The 17,896-nt window shown below is 59.2% G+C and carries 16 protein-coding genes; 13 read left to right on the top strand and 3 right to left on the bottom strand.

What is annotated here, in order from left to right; genetic code table 11:
- The first annotated feature begins 100 nt into the window (after positions 1 to 100).
- Positions 101 to 1,243: a hydrogenase expression/formation protein HypE gene (gene hypE / locus HMPREF3135_RS05255; RefSeq protein ID WP_070438482.1), complete on the top strand. Its 1,143-nt coding sequence runs from the start codon at positions 101 to 103 to the stop codon at positions 1,241 to 1,243.
- On the opposite strand, the gene HMPREF3135_RS05250 is transcribed toward hypE, so the two are convergent.
- Positions 1,240 to 3,648, bottom strand: coding sequence for a carbamoyltransferase HypF (locus HMPREF3135_RS05250; protein WP_083280615.1), 2,409 nt, complete (start codon positions 3,646 to 3,648; stop codon positions 1,240 to 1,242). The two genes, hypE and HMPREF3135_RS05250, sit on opposite strands and share 4 nt — an antisense overlap.
- 76 nt (positions 3,649 to 3,724) lie before the next feature.
- Here HMPREF3135_RS05250 and HMPREF3135_RS05245 point away from each other — a divergent pair, with 76 nt between their 5' ends.
- The 6 genes from HMPREF3135_RS05245 (at position 3,725) to HMPREF3135_RS05220 (ending at position 10,125) form a co-directional block, all read left to right on the top strand.
- Positions 3,725 to 4,042 carry a hydrogenase maturation nickel metallochaperone HypA gene (locus HMPREF3135_RS05245; RefSeq protein ID WP_081636710.1) on the top strand — a complete coding sequence of 106 codons (318 nt, stop codon included), beginning with the start codon at positions 3,725 to 3,727 and terminating at the stop codon, positions 4,040 to 4,042.
- Between the two features lie 16 nt (positions 4,043 to 4,058).
- Complete coding sequence (hypB, locus tag HMPREF3135_RS05240; RefSeq protein WP_070438475.1) at positions 4,059 to 4,883, top strand: hydrogenase nickel incorporation protein HypB; 825 nt, start codon at positions 4,059 to 4,061, stop codon at positions 4,881 to 4,883.
- 330 nt (positions 4,884 to 5,213) lie between these two features.
- Positions 5,214 to 6,452: a hydrogenase small subunit gene (locus HMPREF3135_RS05235; RefSeq protein ID WP_016422185.1), complete on the top strand. Its 1,239-nt coding sequence runs from the start codon at positions 5,214 to 5,216 to the stop codon at positions 6,450 to 6,452.
- A gap of 13 nt (positions 6,453 to 6,465) precedes the next feature.
- On the top strand, positions 6,466 to 8,214 hold the full coding sequence (locus tag HMPREF3135_RS05230) for a nickel-dependent hydrogenase large subunit (RefSeq protein WP_070438472.1): 1,749 nt from the start codon (positions 6,466 to 6,468) through the stop codon (positions 8,212 to 8,214).
- The gene (gene cybH / locus HMPREF3135_RS05225; protein ID WP_083280614.1) at positions 8,211 to 9,479 is read left to right on the top strand and encodes a Ni/Fe-hydrogenase, b-type cytochrome subunit; all 1,269 of its coding nucleotides are present in this window, start codon (positions 8,211 to 8,213) and stop codon (positions 9,477 to 9,479) included. Before HMPREF3135_RS05230 ends, cybH begins: the two co-directional genes overlap by 4 nt.
- Positions 9,480 to 9,540: 61 nt before the next feature.
- Positions 9,541 to 10,125: a hydrogenase maturation protease gene (locus HMPREF3135_RS05220; RefSeq protein ID WP_049191165.1), complete on the top strand. Its 585-nt coding sequence runs from the start codon at positions 9,541 to 9,543 to the stop codon at positions 10,123 to 10,125.
- Here the strand turns inward: HMPREF3135_RS05220 and HMPREF3135_RS05215 are convergent.
- A complete protein-coding gene (locus HMPREF3135_RS05215; RefSeq protein WP_187405189.1) occupies positions 10,122 to 10,481 on the bottom strand; it encodes a hydrogenase maturation nickel metallochaperone HypA/HybF in 360 nt (119 codons plus the stop codon). The two genes, HMPREF3135_RS05220 and HMPREF3135_RS05215, sit on opposite strands and share 4 nt — an antisense overlap.
- Positions 10,482 to 10,521: 40 nt before the next feature.
- Here HMPREF3135_RS05215 and HMPREF3135_RS05210 point away from each other — a divergent pair, with 40 nt between their 5' ends.
- Together HMPREF3135_RS05210 and HMPREF3135_RS05205 are read left to right on the top strand one after the other, a co-directional pair.
- On the top strand, positions 10,522 to 11,877 hold the full coding sequence (locus HMPREF3135_RS05210; RefSeq protein WP_070438469.1) for a nickel-dependent hydrogenase large subunit: 1,356 nt from the start codon (positions 10,522 to 10,524) through the stop codon (positions 11,875 to 11,877).
- A 4-nt stretch (positions 11,878 to 11,881) separates the two neighbouring features.
- A complete protein-coding gene (locus HMPREF3135_RS05205; RefSeq protein ID WP_070438465.1) occupies positions 11,882 to 12,142 on the top strand; it encodes a HypC/HybG/HupF family hydrogenase formation chaperone in 261 nt (86 codons plus the stop codon).
- On the opposite strand, the gene HMPREF3135_RS05200 is transcribed toward HMPREF3135_RS05205, so the two are convergent.
- The gene (locus tag HMPREF3135_RS05200; protein ID WP_224433326.1) at positions 12,139 to 13,635 is read right to left on the bottom strand and encodes an LCP family protein; all 1,497 of its coding nucleotides are present in this window, start codon (positions 13,633 to 13,635) and stop codon (positions 12,139 to 12,141) included. The two genes, HMPREF3135_RS05205 and HMPREF3135_RS05200, sit on opposite strands and share 4 nt — an antisense overlap.
- A 307-nt stretch (positions 13,636 to 13,942) precedes the next feature.
- On the opposite strand from HMPREF3135_RS05200, the gene rfbD reads away from it, so the two are divergent.
- From rfbD to HMPREF3135_RS05180, 4 genes are all read left to right on the top strand, one after another.
- Positions 13,943 to 14,917 (top strand): dTDP-4-dehydrorhamnose reductase, encoded by a 975-nt coding sequence (gene rfbD, locus HMPREF3135_RS05195; RefSeq protein ID WP_070438462.1) that lies wholly within the window; start codon positions 13,943 to 13,945, stop codon positions 14,915 to 14,917.
- Between the two features lie 11 nt (positions 14,918 to 14,928).
- A complete protein-coding gene (locus HMPREF3135_RS05190) occupies positions 14,929 to 15,852 on the top strand; it encodes a glycosyltransferase family 2 protein (protein WP_070438459.1) in 924 nt (307 codons plus the stop codon).
- Positions 15,853 to 15,893: 41 nt separating this feature from the next.
- Complete coding sequence (locus HMPREF3135_RS05185; RefSeq protein WP_048731655.1) at positions 15,894 to 17,051, top strand: mannose-1-phosphate guanylyltransferase; 1,158 nt, start codon at positions 15,894 to 15,896, stop codon at positions 17,049 to 17,051.
- Positions 17,052 to 17,371: 320 nt separating this feature from the next.
- Positions 17,372 to 17,740, top strand: a complete 369-nt coding sequence (locus tag HMPREF3135_RS05180; protein WP_005510060.1) for a WhiB family transcriptional regulator — start codon at positions 17,372 to 17,374, stop codon at positions 17,738 to 17,740.
- Positions 17,741 to 17,896 lie beyond the last annotated feature (156 nt).

Raw genomic sequence — 17,896 nt, 5'->3', positions numbered from 1 at the left:
TTATCGAGACTACCATCAGAGGCAGCGAGCCTCGTTTTCGAAGGACGAGTGACGCAAGCAGTTTTGTCCGCCACCAGCTGTGAAGTTAGGGATAGTGAGCATGCAGCCGAAGAATCGTCTGAACACCAACGAAGCCAAGGTAAACACCAATATTGGTCGCGTTCGGGCACGTCCGTTCCGGCTTCTCGACGACTACGTCACCTTGCAACACGGCTCCGGTGGAAAGGCCTCCGCAGCTCTGGTTGAACAGGTCTTTTTCGACGCCTATGGCAATGAAATTTTAGGGCAGGGTGGCGACTCCGGGCTGTTCGCTGCCGAAGCCGTCGTCGAGGCTGCGGCAGCTTCTGCACATGGTGGGGCGCGGTTGGCAATGTCCACCGACTCCTATGTGGTCAATCCCATCGAGTTCCCGGGCGGCAACATCGGGGATTTGGCCGTCAACGGCACGATTAACGATCTAGCAGTAGCTGGAGCCAGGCCCCTGGCGCTGACCGCATCGTTCATTCTGGAAGAGGGGCTGGAGATTGCGACTCTGCGCCGCATTGTGGCGAGTATGCGCGTCGCTGCCGATGCCGCAGGGGTGAGCATCGTCGCCGGCGACACCAAGGTTGTGCCGAAGGGCGCAGGTGACCAGGTCTACATCACCACGGCCGGGGTGGGCGTGGTCCGCGGCGCCTACGCCGGTGCCGCTACGGAAGGATCTGTCTACGAAAACATCGAGGCCAGAGACCGCATCCTCGTCTCCGGTCCAATCGCCGATCACGGCATGGCCGTCATGCTCGCCCGCGGCGACTTGGCGCTGGCCGCGCCTATCGAGTCCGATACCCGCGCAGTTAACGGTCTGGTCGAAGCGCTACTTGAAGCTGCCCCCGGTACTCGCTGGATGCGCGATGCCACCCGCGGCGGCCTCGGGACCGTTGCCAACGAGCTCGCCCGCGGCACCGGACTTGGTGTCGTACTTGACGACGAATCCATTGCGGTCCGTGAAATGACCCGTGGTGCCTGCGACATGCTCGGCATCGATCCGCTCTACGTCGCCAATGAAGGCACCTTCGTCGCCGTTGTCCCCGCCGAGCAAGCCGAGGCAGCGCTCAGTGCGCTCCACGCAGCCGGAGCTTCCGAGGCTCGTGATATCGGCTCCATCGAGGACGAGCCCGCCGCTTCCGTGGTGCTGGTCACCGGATTCGGCGGCACCCGCATGGTGGACATGTTGGTCGGCGACCCGCTGCCGCGCATCTGCTAGACGCACGTGCCGGTTGCCGCCAGCAGGCGCCCGGCCACTGCCTGGCCAAGACTCAAGCCGCCATCGCCCGGTGGCACGATCTGGTGCTGCAGCAAAGTGAATCCCTGCTCTGCCACCTCACGCCGCAGCAGCTCCATCAACAGCGCATTATTCGCGCAACCCCCGCTGATGCCGACAACATCGGTGCCGGCTTCCTCCGCAGCCTGCACCAATCGCTTGGCGACGACACCCGCGACCCCACCGTGAAACACAAATGCGGCCTGCTCAACGTCAGGCGATGCTACCGCCTCCCGAATGACGTCCTGGAAGGGCACTGGCTTGGTCTCTGAACTGACCGCTCCAAGCGCTTCCGCATGTGACCTCACGTAGCGAGTCGCCGCTGCCTCCAACTCCATGGCCGCTTGCGCCTCGTAGCTGATGGCCCCGCCACCGCGCCAGCGAGGAAGCAGCAGAGCTGCGGCGGCATCGAATATGCGGCCGAGAGATGAAGTTTGCACTGTGCCAACTCCCGTCGCCAACTGGCTTTTAACCAGGGCTACTTCGCGCTCGTTGGAGAGGTTGCGCACAAGGTGGTCGTCGTGAAGCTCCCATGCGTGAGTGAGACCGAGGGCGAGCCGCCACGGGTGCGTGACGGCGCGATCTCCACCGACCAACGGGAAAGTGGGGCAGTGCCAGGTGCGTTCCCAGTTTGCGGAACTGCGACTGAGCGTGAGAACCTCGCCGCCCCAGATGGACCCATCGGTGCCATAGCCGGTGCCGTCGAGGGTGGCGACGACGGCGCGACCCGCATTGGGGGAGAGGAGGCGGTGTTCGGCGAGTAGGGAGAGTGCGTGCGCGAAGTGGTGTTGAACCGAGAAAAGGTCGATGTCGTGCTCGGCGGCGAAGCGTTCGGCGAAGGCGGTCGTGGCGTAGCCCGGATGAAGATCGCAGACGACAAGGTCCGGGGTCGCATCGCGCATGGAAAGGAGCTGGTCAACTGCTCTCTGGTAGGCCTTCTGGCTGGCCCACGAACCCATGTCGCCAATGTGCGCGGAGACGTGAGCGAGGTCCCCATGCGCGATAGCGAAAGTGTTCTTCAGCTCTCCGCCGGTCGCGAAAATGGTGGGTTGGGACGTGCTCCGGGCGCTGATGCCAGGGCCAGTGTCAGTGCCAGGGTCAGGGCCAGTGTGGCTACGAGAATCGGTGGGCGTGATTGAAACGGGGACGGGAGCGAAGCCGCGGGACCGGCGCGATGGGGCGGTGCCGATGAAAACCGAATCTTCAACGGGTACGTGGATTTCGCGGTCGTGGAGGATGAAAGCGTCGGCGATGTGATCGAGCTTCTTCAGCGCGTCGGCATTGTCGGTACACACGGGCTCGCCACTGAGGTTGCCGCTGGTGACCACGAGCGGGCGATCGCAAAGCAACAGGTGAATGCCTGAGTACGGAAGCATAATGCCGAAGCTGTCGAGGCCCGGTGCGATGAGATTGGAAAGCGGCCCTGACCGCTGCTTCGGTGCGATCACAATCGGTGCCTCAGGGGAGTCGAGGAAACGCTTCTCCTGTTCAGTTAACTCAACCAGTTGGGCAGCGGTGTCAACGGTGGGAGCCATTACCGCCAACGGTTTGTCAGGTCGACGCTTGCGCATCCGTAGTTTCTCGCAGGCAGCGTCATTGGTGGCATCGCAGACCAGGTGAAAACCACCAATACCTTTGACGGCGAGCAGGGCGCCGTCGTCAAGCAGTGCGTGTGCGCGACGAAAGAGCGCGAGAACCTCCTCGCGGGAGGTGGCGGTGGTGGTGCCGCCTGCATCGTGCCAGCTCAGACGCGGGCCACAGTCGAAGCAGCTGATTGGCTGAGCGTGATAGCGGCGGTCGGTGGGGTCGGTGTACTCGCGCTCGCACGGGGTGCACATCGGAAAGGCCGCCATAGTGGTGCGCGGGCGGTCGTAGGGCAGTTCAGTGATGATGGACAGGCGCGGTCCGCAGTTGGTGCAGGAGATGAAAGGGTAGAGGTAGCGCGGGTTGGTAGGGTCGAAAAACTCACGGCGGCAGTCCGGGCACAGTGCAGTGTCGGGCGGAAGCAGTGCGCGGCCGGAGTAGCTGTGGCGAGAGGGCACGATGGTGAACTCGCGCTCATGGCCCAGTGTCGCGATGTGCTCGGCGGAGTGATTGATGATGCGGGCAAGCGCCGGCAGTTCGGTGAAAAGCTGGCTGCGGAAGGCAGCGAGGGCGTCCGACGTGCCTTCTACCTCGATGAATACGCCCTGCTCATCGTTGCCACAGAAGCCGACGAGACCCGCGCGTCGGGCGATGGTGGCGACAAAAGGGCGGAATCCGACCCCCTGGACGATACCTTCGATACGCCAGCGAATGCGTTGAATGCTCGTACCCATCCCCGCCCCGGTCGCGCCTGCCTTTTCCATGCATTCAACTTTACGTAAGCGGCTCGGGTCCGTTCGCACTGCTAGTTTGGAGATTGTGCACGAAGTAGCGTTGAGCATGCAGTTAGCGAAGGTTGTCACGAGAGCAGCCGAAGGTCGAACTGTACGCACTGTGCACCTGCGGATAGGCGCTCTACGGCAGGTTGTGCCAGAAACCCTTTCATACGCGTGGGATTTCGTCAGTCGCGATACCGGTTTGGGGGACGCGAAATTGGATATTGACTGGGTACCTGCGGTTGTCGAATGCGCGCACGGGCATCGCGAACAGGTGGGGCCACTCGACGGCCTGCTGTGCCCCACGTGCGGAAAGCCAGGACGCGTAATCTCGGGGGAAGAGTTCACAATCGTCGACATCGACGTCGACACGCACAAGTAGGAAAGACGGTTTTATCATGGGACGTTTCCACCGGCATGACGGCGATGACGCACACCACCATCACCACCATCATCATGACCACGACCATGACCATGACCACCATCACGGCCATGACCACGTTCATCTCGCCGATCCCGATGACACTAGCCACGGCGACCACTCGGGTTATGAAACCGGCGTGGAACGCGTGACCATCCTCGAGGACATCTTCAGCGAAAACGACCATCGCGCGGAGCATAATCGCGAGCTGCTTGCTGAACATGGCGTGGAAGCCATCAACCTGATGAGCTCCCCGGGCTCAGGCAAGACTGCGCTGTTGGAGAAGACACTGGCGGCTGCGCAGGGAAAGCTGCGCGTCGGCATTATCGAGGGCGATATTGAGACGGCTCTCGATGCCGACCGCTTGGAGGGTTACGGGGCACAGATTTCGCTGCTGAACACGGGCAACGGATTCGGTGGTGAATGCCACTTGGACGCCCCGATGGTCTCCCGCGCGCTCGAGGGGCTGGATTTGGCCACGCTTGACCTGGTCATGATTGAAAATGTGGGAAACCTTGTCTGTCCGGCTGAGTTTGAGGTCGGCGAGACTCGCAAGGCAATGGTCTACTCCATCACCGAGGGGGAGGATAAGCCGGTCAAGTACCCGGTGATGTTCCGCTCTGTGCAGGTAGTGGTTATCAACAAGATGGACCTTGCCCCGTACCTTGACTTCGACATGGAGCTCTTCCGCGCCAACCTGGAAAAGGTCAATCCAGGCGTGAAGGTGATTGAGGTCTCCGCTAAGACCGGGGAGGGCATCGACGAATGGCTCCGTTGGGTCAACCCTGCGCTGGTTGATTAAGCGCGCGCCGGGGGCCGTCGTGAAGCAATGGGGGCGTCACGGCATGCTTGACGACGGCCCCGCTACCCCCTCGCTTCGCTCCACCTTAGTGGGGGATAGGTGATATCCCGCTGTAATCTGCGGCGGTTTTTCACGTTCATTACCTGTACCTGGAGCTATATTTACGCAACATTTATCTTGCATATTATTTTGTTATAACCGCAGCGCAGCGCCATTATTCAGGTTGTTCTTAGGTCGCTATACTTGGCCATGTATAGGCAATGGGCCTTGGTAGTTGTAAAACCTCGAAACCAATATTCCTAATAACTAAGCAGAAGGCGCAGCGAAAAAATGATTAGTGGCGCGAATTGGCAGGAAGGGACCCTCGGCGAAAACCTCGCTAGAGCTGGTGTCTCACGGCGCAGTTTCATGAAGTTTTGTGGCACTATGGCGGCAATTTTTGCCGCCGGAACTCCGAATGTCGGTGAGGCTGCGGCGCAGTCACTGACTCCCTCGGCGGAGGAAATCGCAGATAAGCTCTCGGCTGTAAAGAAGCCGAAGGTGGCTTGGCTGCAGTTGCAGGAATGTACCGGATGTATGGAATCCGTATTGCGTTCCGGAGGCACCACTGCTGAAGATGTGGTGCTGAACCTGGTTTCGATGGACTACAACGAGCTGCTCATGGCACCGTCCGGGCATGCGGCTGAAAAGGCTTTGGACGACATGAATGCCGAGGATCACATTCTGGTGGTCAATGGCTCGATTCCGACCGGCGAGAACGGTGCGTACTGCACCATTGGCGGTAAGTCGGCAGAACAGGTGCTGCTCGAGGCTGCTGAGAAGGCCACGGCAATCCTGGCCGTTGGTGCCTGCGCAGTCTGGGGTTCTGTCCAGGCTGCTAAGCCGAATCCGACCGGTGCCAAGGGTGTCGATGAGATTATCAAGGACAAGCCGGTGATTAACGTCTCTGGTTGTCCGCCGATTGGTGAGGTGATTACGGCCACCCTGACGTACGTACTCACTTATGGCAAGACACCGGAGGTCGACGCTGAGGGGCGGCCAAAGTTTGCCTATGACCAGCGTATTCACGACTCCTGCCCGCGTCGCGCGCATTACGATGCCGGTCAGTTCGTGAAAACCTTCGACGACGAAGGCGCACGAAACGGCTGGTGCCTTTACGAGGTCGGCTGTAAGGGGCCATCCACGTTTAGCCCATGCCCAATCGTGCAGTGGAACCTTAAGTCCGGTTGGCCAATTGGTGCTGGTCACCCATGTATTGGCTGTACTGAGAAGGACTTCTTCGACCAGTTCACTCCGTTCTACGACAAGCTGCCGGGAATCCCGGGTATTGGAGTGGAGTCCAGCGTGAACACGGTCGGCGTTGGACTGCTGGCTGCCACTGCCGCAGGTGCCGCGGTCCATGGCGGACTCACACTGGTGAAGGAACTGAAGATAAGGCGCTCCAACGGCGAAGAAAAGGTGTTGGCTGCGTTTGGTGGTGTGGAAGGCCGGAAGCCACCGATGGTCGACCTTCCTTCAAACGCACCAGGCACGCAGAGCGAGACAGCATCCGATTCGAAGGACAACTAAGGGGGCATAGGACATGGCTACGGAAAAAGTTGTAATCGACCCGATTACCCGAATCGAGGGACACCTTCGCATTGAGCTGGAACGCGAGGGAGACCAGATCAAAACCGCGTGGAGTGAGACTACTCAGTTCCGCGGTATCGAAACCATTGTGAAAAACCGCGATCCTCGCGATGTCTGGGCATTCGTTGGTCGTATCTGTGGTGTGTGCACGGGTACTCACTCGGTGGCGTCCATTGCCGCTGTCGAAGATGCCATTGGCTCGACACCGCCCCCGCAGGCACGTCGTATTCGCGACCTGGTGATTGGCTCGCAGGAGATTCACGACCACGTCGTGCACTTCTACCATCTTCACGGTCTGGACTGGATTGATGTCACGAAGGCTCTCGAGGCCGATCCGAAGAAGACCGTTGAGTTCGCGCAGTCGATCGGTTCGACGTGGAAGGGCAATAACGAAGAAACCTTCGCCCGGGTCAAGGAGACCGTGCAGGGCATTGTGGACTCCGGCCAGCTGTCCATCTTCACCGGCGGCTACTGGGGACATGAGGACTACCGCTTGCCACCTGAGGCCAACCTGATGGCAGTGTCGCACTACCTCGACGCCTTGGCTTTCCAGCGCTCTATCATCCGCATTAACACCGTCTTCGGCGGTAAGAATCCACACCCGAACTTCCTGGTCGGAGGCATGGCGTGCTCCATCGACCCGGAACGCTCTGAGACGGTCAACCAAGTCGGCATTGATCAGATCAAGTCCTGGATCGACGAGATCGTGGAGTTCGTCAATGACTGCTTCTACCCAGATGCAGTCGCCATCATGAGCGTTTACAAGGACTACTTCGACATCGGTCGCTCCTCCGACAGCTTCCTGGCGGTAGGCATGGCCGGCGCCACTTACTCCGGCGACCCGGCTAAGTCCCGTGTCCAGACCGTGCATCCAAACATCAAGCCCGGTGTCATTCTCGACGGTGACTACACCAAGCTCCACCCATTCCAGCCGGAAAAGATCGAGGAATTCATCAACTCCGCCTGGTATACGCAGGAAGCCGGCGATGATGTCGGCCTGAAGCCGTACGACGGCGAGACAACTGTGAACTACACCGGCCCGAAGCCGCCGTATGAGTGGCTGTCGGACAATGAAAAGTACACCTGGTCGAAGGCGCCGCGTTACGACGGTCGCGCTGTTCAAGTTGGCCCGGTTGCTCGTGTGCTGTTGGCGTACCTGCAGAAGGAGCCGGAGACAATGCGCCTGGTCGACGAGGTCATGGATAAGCTCGACCTGCGCATTGAGCAGATGAACTCCACTGCGGGACGCACCTACGCACGTGCTGTGGAGTCTGTGACCACCGCCAATTACTTGGCAGATCACATTTTCCCGGAGTTCGTTGAGGCTCTGAAGAACGGCGACATCGATGTCTTCGACAACAGCCGTTGGGAGCCGACCACGTGGCCGGAAAAGTGCCAGGGCGTGGGTTTCCTCGAGGTCGCTCGTGGCATGCTCAGCCACTGGGTCAAAATTGAAAATGGCAAGGTGACCAACTACCAAGCCGTGGTTCCGACCACGTGGCTGGCCGGTGGCCGTGACCCGAAGGGGCAGCTTGGCCCATACGAGCACGCGCTGGCTGGCGATGGCACGCATCCGCTGGTTGATCCCGAGCAGCCGCTTGAACCACTTCGCACGATTCATTCCTTCGATCCATGTATGGCCTGCGCAGTCCACATTTTGGATCCGGCTGGTCAGGAAATGTTTAAGGTGACGACGGCATGACACCCCCAGTGAGTGAAAATCCGGAACTGCGACTAAAAGATTCCAAGGGCAACCCCCTGGTTATTGCGGTTATTGACGCACACACCAGCCACTGGTTGTCGCCATCCGAGGTCATTCAGGCCGCAGCAATTGTCCCGGACGACTCCCGCGATCCTGTCGACCTTGCGCTAAAGGTCAGCTTGCGTCGTCGTCGTGACGATCTTTTCCACCTCGACGGCACGCCACTGATGAAACTGACCCCGGATTCCTACGACCCGGCGACGCCTGACCGCCGTTACTCCATTGCCAAGGTGCACGGCCTCAACATTGCGGATCAAACGGTCGATGTCGCCATCATGCGCGGTGAATTGAATGCGGTCGTTGAGGCATCCACGATGTCCCGTGAGGAAGGCGTTCTACTTCGTCGTAACGCGAACATGCATCATGGTCGCGGGCACCGCAGCATGGGCGTCGCGCTTGCGCCCATTGACAAAGACGGAAATATCATCGGAGAGTTCATCTTCGAAGGATTCGTGGCAATGGGGCTGCGGAAACTCGACGAGGCCATTGCGGAGAACAAGAAGGGCTCCGGTTCGTGGGTCGAGGTTCACCTGTGGGGATGGGCGCTGCGCGTTCAACATTGGTTGAACCTGGCGCTGATGTTGGTGATGACCTTTACTGGCTGGTACATCATGCAGCCCTATTTGACTGAGCGCACCTATGACGGCTCGGCCGCGGGATTCGCGATGGGATATGTCCGTTTCGCGCACTTCTTAGCCGGATTCCTATGGATCGCGGTGGGGCTATGGCGTGTCATTCTGCTGTTTGTTACCCACGACCGACAAACACGATGGCGTGCGCTATGGCCGATTTATAACAAGCAGGATGTTAAAGGCCTCTGGCACACGATGCAGTACTACCTCTTCCTGCGCAAGGAAGGGCCGTTCTACTTCGCACACAATCCGCTGCAGCAGCTGGCGTACACCGGCATTTACGCGATGTGTTTCATCCAGATGCTCACAGGTTTGTCGCTATACGCGATGATGGACCAGTCCAACTGGTTCTTCCAGCTGTTGGCTATGCCCACGCACTGGATTGGCATCGGCTACTTCCGCCTGATTCACACAATCATCATGTACCTGATTTGGCTCTTCGCCATCATTCACGTCTACCTGGTTATCCGCTCTGATGCGGTACACAACCACGGTGGTCTGTCCTCGATGATTGGTGGCTCTGTCTGGCTACCGCGCGGCACGCAACCGGTTGACTCTCCACGCATTGGATAGGAGATCATTGGGTAACGATAAGGTGTCCGACGCAGTCACCGGTGCTGATGCTGGCACTCCGTTGGTGACGGTTCTTGGCATCGGCAACCCCGTCATGGGCGACGACGGCATTGGTCTCGAGCTGCTGAGGCGCCTTGCCCCAGAACTGGAATCTGCAGGCATGGGGCAGACAACGCAGGCCGGGGATTCTGCGCATCTGGTCTGGTCGCCCTCCAACCTCGATGATCCTGCGAACCTCGCCGGGCGAGGGGACGAATGGACGGGTGCGGTTGCCTACATCGATGGTGGCACCTGCGGTATGGAGTTGCTGCCCATCGTGCAGGAGGCCAAGAACCTATTGTTGCTCGACGCTCTCGCTGGTCCGGGGGATCCCGGTACCGTCGTCAAGCTCGTCGGTGACCAGATCCCTAGACTATTGGCGGCAAAGCTGTCCGCGCATCAGGTCGGCTTGCTGGATTTGCTCACCGCGGCGCGACTGCTGGGGCAGGAGCCTGAGCGCGTCGGTGTGGTGGGAGTGGTCTACGAGTCTGCCGACATGGTGGTGGGGCTCAGCAACACGGCACTTGGCGGCATTGAGGAGGCGACTGAGGTTGCGCGCGAGCTCATCGACAGCTGGCTTGCCGACGAGCGCGACAGTGACGTCTAACCCTCGCCCTCAGCGCTGACCTCAATACTGGAGATTTCAAACTCGCGGCCGTGCCGCAAATCCGCAGTAGGTGTGCCACAGACAGGGCAGGTTAGAGCATAGAATTTATCAATTTCATGCTCGGCCTCGCAGGTGGGGCAGTAGACCGTCGAGACAATGAGCTCGGCGTCTAACTCGGCGCCCTCACACTGCGTCGCGGCACTGGCCACAGGCCACGCGGCGATGAGGGAATCGTAGACGACTCCGGAGCGGTCGCCCACACGCATTGACACCTTTGTCACGGTACGTCCCGGGCAGACCTCGGCGATCTTTTCCACCACGCTGGTCAACAATCCAAGCTCATGCACAGATACCATTATGGCGAAGCACTCAGCGCGAAGGAGGCGCAGGCGGACCATGTCATCCAAATCCGTTCCGGTTACCCAGCACATCCAGCTCGATGAGCTTGTTGACCCATTCGAGGCACGACTGGATGTCTATCGCGATGACAACGGCGCCATCACACAGGTGTCCTTCGACCTTTCAGGGCTGCCGCGTATCGACGGGATGCTCGTGGGCAAGCAGGCATTAGATGTGCCAGATATCACCAAGCGGCTGTGTGGCCTGTGCCCGGTTGTGCATCATCTTGCAGGTGTACGGGCGGTGGAGGACCTCTACAGGATTTCCGACATTCCCCGAACCGCACAGTTGATTCGAGAGCTGCTGGCGGCCGGGTCGACCTTGGATAATCTAGCGACCAAGTTTGTGGCCGTCGACCGCGAGGGGGCGCGGGCAATGAAGCGTGCCGGAAAAGCTCTGATGCGTGCAGCGGGGGCACCGTCGCACTTCCCGGATGTCGCCGTCCCCGGCGGTGTGCGCGCGGCAGTGGATAAGACGCTTGTTTCTGAGGCAGAAAGTGCCCTAGAGGCGCTGGCTGAGACGGCGGTAATCAAGGAAGTGGAGCTTCTTGCCGCCCCCTATGCTTCTGATGCTTGGACGGATACTTTTGATGGTCTCGACGTCGCAGTTGTCGATGCTGACGGTGAGCTGGCTCCGCTGGGAAATTATCTGGCAGTCGCGCGGCACGACACCGATACCGCGGCGCAGATTTTCCCGGCTGCTGATTGGCCTACACGTGTTCGGGAGTCCCGTCCGGGCGATGCCGCTCCCAGGCCGGTGTTTGATGCCTCGAAGGAGCTGGGCAAGGATGGCTGTGAAGGTCAGCGGGCAGATTTTTACCGGGTGGGGCCGGTCTCCAGGCAGGTTGTCGTCGATAAGCGTGGAATCAGCCCACGCGACGCCCAACGCCAGCTTCTCGCCGACACCGTGGCCTGGGCGAGACAGGTGCTTGCCGACGGGGAACTGCTCGGCGACCATGTGTGCGATCCGAATGCCGCGGCGGCGATTGAGAATGCTGACTTTGCAGGACCTCGCAGCGGTGTCGGGATGATCGACGGGCCGCGCGGGCTGTTAGTGCATCGTTATACGGCAGGAGCTGACGGCATCATCACGGATTGTCAGATTATGACGCCAACTGCGCAGAATGAACCCTGGCTGACGCGTATGCTCACCGAGCAGCTGCGCGGTGGCGGGGAGACTGCGGGGGTCGAGAAGTCCATCTGGGCCGCTGATCCGTGCCTACCGTGTAGCTCGGCACCTGCGGGAGTGATGACATTCACGATGCAGGAACATGCCGGTGCACCTGCGGACAATATGACAACGGATAGCCGTGGTTCGGCGGACGCCCCGACTGTAGTGGAGAGGACGAAGTAACTCGATGTGTCTTGGAATTCCTGCTCAGGTTCTGGCAATCGCCGATGGTCCATTGCCGATGGCGACGGTGGATATGGCGGGGCAGAAGCGGCAATGCTCGGCAATGTACGTGCCTGAGCTGGTGGCAGGTGATTGGGTGTTCGTCCAGAACGGATTCATCATGAACGTGCTGGACGAACAGGAGGCCAAGGAGTCCTTGGCCGCAATTGAGGAATATAACCTCATCGAACATGTCGCTGAGGTCTCCCCGAAGGGACGGACCTAGTTCACGCAGGTCACGCCGGCGGCGTCGATAGCGGGGCGATCTTCCTGCGGAATTGCCCCGCCTTCCTGGCCGATGACATCGCCATTGGAACCATCTTCGACTTCAGGCGCGGGTTCGGCACCGTCGCCCGAATCAGCGGCCATTCCCTCTGATGTCAATCCCGGGCCTTCGTAGTCACCGGCAATTGTCACTGAGATGTGGTGCGGATCGAGGTATGGATCGTGGACAATCGGTACGCCACCGAGTGCCTCAGAGATGGCCTGCGCTGCCGGATCCTCTGGGTCAGCCGCATTGATCTGGCTGGAGGCAACGCCGGCGAACTCAGCGTTGCCGACCTCTCCCTGGGTGTAGCCCTTTTCCGTTAAGAAGCCTGAGACGCCGCTGGCCAAACCTTCGATGCCTGTGGCGTTGTAAACGCTGACTGTAGTTTCAGCCGCGTTGGGGTCAGCCTTCTTTTCGTCTTCTTCCTTCGCCGGAGCTTTTTCTTCCTTGGTGCCCAGCAGGGTCTCGAAGTACTGGTGAACCTGGCCCTTATCGATTGTGACCACGGACTCGCCATAGTCACCGACACCGTCAATCGAGGTCACCGGGATAGTTTCAAACTTCACGTTGCCACCACTGAGGCCCTGCATCTGGGTGGCAAATCCGGTGACATCCCAGTTGTCGTCGAGCACCACCGAGCGCTGGACAGCATTGCCCAGTTCAGACAGCTTCGCGGGATTAGACAGTGTGCCAGCGCCGAGCAGCTTATTGGTGAACGAGGCCATGAAGACCTGCTGGCGAGTAATTCGGTCGAGGTCACCGCGGGGCAGGCCGTGGCGCTGGCGGACGAATGAGAGCGCGTCGGCGCCCTTCAACGTCTGTGAGCCCGCTGGGAAATCTGCACCCGAGAACTCGTCGTAGACAGCCTCATTCAGACATACATCGACACCACCAATGGCATCGGTGAGCAGGACAAAGCCGAGCAGACCAACTTCTGCGTAGTGGTCAACGGTGATACCGCTGAGGTCGCTAATGGTTTCAATCAGAGCTCTACGTCCGGCCTCGGTCGAGCGACGCTCAATGTCTTCCGGCGAGGCCCCGCTTCCTGCGAGTTCCTCTTCTACCATTTGCTTTGTGTTGCCGTAGACACCATTAATCTTTGTGTTGCCTAGACGATTGGTGTGGACATAGGTATCGCGCGGAATGGAAATTGCCGTCGCTGAAGAACCATCGGCAGGAACACGAATCACAATAATCGTGTCTGTATTCGTGGCTTCTTCGTCGCCGGCACGCAGAAGCTCAACTTCTTCCGGAGTCAGCGGGTTGCCCTGGGCATCGGTGCGGGAGTCGGAGCCGACGAGCAGAATATCGGTTGCACCGTCCTTCTCACTGCCTAGACCGAAGTCGCCACCCGAACCCAAGTTGTCGGTGGTCCTACCAAGTGTCCACCAGCCAACTGCGGAAATAACCAGGATAATGGCTGAGAGCAGCACAAGCGCATTGCGCAGCATCGGCGGCCAAGCTTGGGCTGTACTCTCTGCAGAGGACGGTGGCGCTTGAATATCGCGTGCGTGACGCGCGCGTGGCGTGTGGCTGCTCAAACCGGGGCTCCTCTTAAACCGTTTTTCGAAAATATAATTTGTGCTGCATGTCTGCGTGGGCATTCCACACATCGTGGAGGGCAGTAAGCGGCTGCGGAAACTACATAAACCTTAACCGTCCAACCGTGTGCGGTTGCACCTCAACACAGTGTCAATCCGTATCCGGTTACACCTCAACACAGTGTCAATCGTATCTACGATAGTGATAAAGAAGAATATGTCTGAAATTTCAGTCTCGCATTTCGCCACTCATGGACCAACCCACAGCAACTCGCGGCGTCCCATTGTCGCCATAACTGGTGCGGCGGGACAGCTGGGTACTGCGCTTCAGTGTGATTCTTTTGCCGCCGGTGTTGAGGTGCGCGCTCTCACTCGGGCACAGTTGGATATCACTGATTCGGCTGCTGTGGAGGCAACGCCTCTGCTTGACGACGTCGACATCATCATTAACGCGGCAGCGGCGACCGATGTCGATGGCGCAGAATCCGATCCCGGTTCGGCGCACCTTATCAATGCACTTGGACCGAAGTACTTGGCGGCTCGGGCGAAAAAAGAAGGCGCGTATCTCATTCACATCTCCACCGACTATGTCTTCGGTGATGTAGCAATCGATGAGATGACGGGGCAGCGCCGAGCGCTGCGAGTTGATGATTTCACCGCGCCTCAGACTATGTATGGACGTACCAAGTTAGTGGGGGAGAATCATGTGCGTGATTCGGGTGCGCGTTTCGCTATTTTGCGCACGGCGTGGGTCTGGTCGGGGCCCACACAGCCGGAGGCCAAGGACTTCGTTTCCACGATGATGCGTCTGGCAGAGACGGCGACTGACGACAAAGGCAATCCGGCAATTATTAAGGTCGTTGACGATCAGCACGGAAACCCCACATTTGTCGGTGATCTCGCCGGAGCTGTCTGGGAGTTGTCCGAACGTGTGTTGTCCGAACCGAGCAGCGCACCGACCGGCACCTTCCATGTCACGGGCAGCGGTGAGGCGACATGGTTCGAAGTGGCTCGCGAAGTGTTTCGGCTCACCGGTCACGATCCGCAGCGTGTGGCGGCTTGTACCAGCAGTGAGTTCCCACGTCCGGCCCCGCGGCCGGCCTGGTCCGTGTTGGATGGTTCGGCATGGAGTGAGGTAGGTCTACATGCGCTTCCGGAGTGGCAGGACACTTTGCGTGCTGTCCTGACCTAGGGTCTAGGTTTGTGAATGCAACCTCGAATTCCCCGCAACCCTCGCAGCTTCCGCTCGGTGTGGTCACCGTGACCTTTTCGCCCGGTGAGCACCTGAGCAAGCTGGTGGATTCGCTGGGCCCCGCCGCCAGTGCCTCCACGCGTCTGATTATGGCCGACAACGGCTCGACGGATGGTTCCGTGGAGAAGGAAGAAGCTCGGGCCAAGGAGACCGGAGCGGATGTTCAGCTTCTGCGTACCGGCGGCAACATTGGCTATGGCGCGGCCGCCAACCGTGGCATTGCGGAGCTGGGGCGGGCTCGCCGTGCTGGTGAAATCAATCCTGATTACGTCATGCTGGTCAACCCTGACGTGGTGTTTGCCCCTGGCGCAATCGATGTTCTGTTGGAATGCGCGCAGCGCAACCCCAAAGCTGGAGCGATTGGTCCGCTGATTCGCGAGGCGGATGGCAGCGTGTACCCGTCGGCACGCGCGGTTCCTAAACTTGTCAGCGGTATCGGACACGCGCTGCTTGCCGATATCTGGCCTACTAACCCTTTCTCACGTCACTACCGGGATGACACGGATATGGATCGTGAGCGATCGGCGGGATGGTTGTCGGGCGCATGCCTGCTGCTGCGGTGGGATGCGTTCGACCAGATTGATGGCTTTGATACCCGCTACTTCATGTACATGGAGGACGTGGATTTGGGTGACCGACTGGGCAAGGCCGGTTGGAGCAATGTTTTCTGTCCCCGTGCAGAGATACGTCACGCGCAGGGACATTCTGCCAGTAAGCACCCGGAAATTACCGTAAAGGCCCATCACGAGTCGGCATACCGTTTTATGTCAGATCGCCTGCCGGGGCCGGCGCTGGCACCTGTGCGACTGGCATTGCGTTTGGGGCTGTTCCTGCGTGGCAAAGTCATAATCGCGGTCAAAAAGCGTAGGAATTAATTAACTGTTGGAATGATCCATCGAAGAAAGTTACCGATTTCATGACTACCGAAGTTCGTCCGAGTGCTGGGCATGGCTCCGCCTTCCAGCCGGGAGCGGATGCTGCACAGCAGGCGGGAGCCACGTTGGCTGAACAGACTGACGCTGTCATTCTGGTCGGCGGGCAAGGTACGCGTTTGCGTCCCCTTACCGTGAATACGCCGAAGCCGATGCTGCCCACGGCAGGGCATCCATTCCTGGAGCATCTGCTTGGCCGCATTCGTGCAGCAGGTATGAAGCACGTGGTATTGGGCACCTCCTACCGAGCTGAAGTATTTGAAGAACACTTCGGCGACGGTTCGGATTTGGGTCTCGAAATTGAATACGTCTTTGAGGCTGAGCCGCTGGGAACCGGTGGCGGTATCCGAAACGTCCTAGACAAGCTGCGCTATGACACCGCAATGATTTTCAATGGCGATGTCCTCGGCGGTACCGACTTGCGCGCGGTGTTGGGCACCCACGCGGAGAAGGATGCGGACGTTACGATGCACCTCGTCCGTGTGCCGGATCCACGCGCGTTCGGCTGTGTTCCGACCGATGAGGATGGGCGCGTCCTGGAGTTCCTGGAGAAGACCCAGGATCCGCCAACCGATCAGATTAATGCCGGTATCTACGTGTTCCGCCGCGAGATTATCGAATCGATTCCGGCTGGTCGTCCTATTAGCGTTGAGCGTGAAATCTTCCCAGCGCTGCTCGACCGCGGTATGAACGTCTACGGTCACGTTGATTACGCCTACTGGCGTGACATGGGGACTCCGGGCGACTTCGTCCGCGGCTCCTCCGATTTGGTCCGCGGTATCGCGCCGTCACCGCTACTAGAGGGTAAGCACGGCGAAGCGCTTGTCGACGAATCAGCGTCGGTCGGTGGCGGCGCTCTTCTCTACGGTGGCTCTGTCGTCGGACGTGGGGCGGAGATTGGTGCGGGAGCTCGGATTGATCAATCGGTGATCTTCGACGGCGCACGCATCGGTGCCGGTGCTGTGATTGAGCGCTCTGTGATTGCCGATGGCGCCGATATTGGCCCGCGGACGGTCATCAGTGATGCCATTATCGGCGAGGGTGCCGTCGTTGGTGCGCGCTGTGAATTGATCAACGGTATCCGTGTGTGGCCGGGCGTCCAGATCCCCGATCACGGAGTACGTTTTTCGACGGATGTCTAGTCTGCAGCCTTCGGCGTGTCAGACTTTTGTCGGCAATATCTGATTAGAATTGCCGAAGTGTCGCCAAAGTTGCTGGTGAGAGGCATGTGGCGAATGTGGTTGAGTTCAGGTGACAGGTTTAGGGTTCAGGCGCCATCCTTCAACCTGAACTTAATCCCCAACGCGGGGGGAGGGGCTTCAGGGGCAATGAAAAGTATTGGGGCAAATTCTCTATTCGGCTTGACCGATGGTGGGTTACACGTGTGTAATCACAAATGTGTGTTTCACACACTAAGCCCAATTTAAAGACCCGCAGCAACAACCATCAGGAGGCCCTCGGCATGGAAAAGTCCAGCATGTTTGATGGCGGCTCTGCTGTGGATAGTGAGACGAATGCGGGTGACATCGCTGTGAACGATAGCTCCTCTGAAAACCAGCCTCGGCCGTTGACAGAGTGGGCAGATGACCTTTCGGGGTTGTTTGAAGCCGTCGATCAGGACTGGCAGGAGCAAGCTCTGTGTGCCCAGACCGATCCAGAAGCTTTCTTCCCTGAGAAGGGTGGATCCACTCGCGAAGCAAAGCGTATTTGTCGTGCTTGTGGTGTGCGAGATGAATGCCTGGAGTTTGCTCTCGAGCATGATGAGCGCTTCGGTATTTGGGGTGGCCTCTCTGAGCGTGAGCGCCGCCGTTTGAAGCGGCAGATTGGCTAGGATCGCGCGGCTAGTTTTTCGTGTGCACGCAATGCCACAGTTTCCCCTTGGGTAATACCCTGGGGGATTTTTCGGTGAACGAGTTTTTCCTGCTCTCTAGGGTTAATAGACGAAAATATGTCCGCTCAGGGTTAAGTGACAAAAAGTGTGTCCGCT

It is taken from the genome of Corynebacterium sp. HMSC14H10 (assembly GCF_001807105.1).
Classification (GTDB): domain Bacteria; phylum Actinomycetota; class Actinomycetes; order Mycobacteriales; family Mycobacteriaceae; genus Corynebacterium; species Corynebacterium jeikeium_D.
Note: the sequence above shows the minus strand (reverse complement) of the source record. Positions and strands in the feature narration are given on the sequence as shown.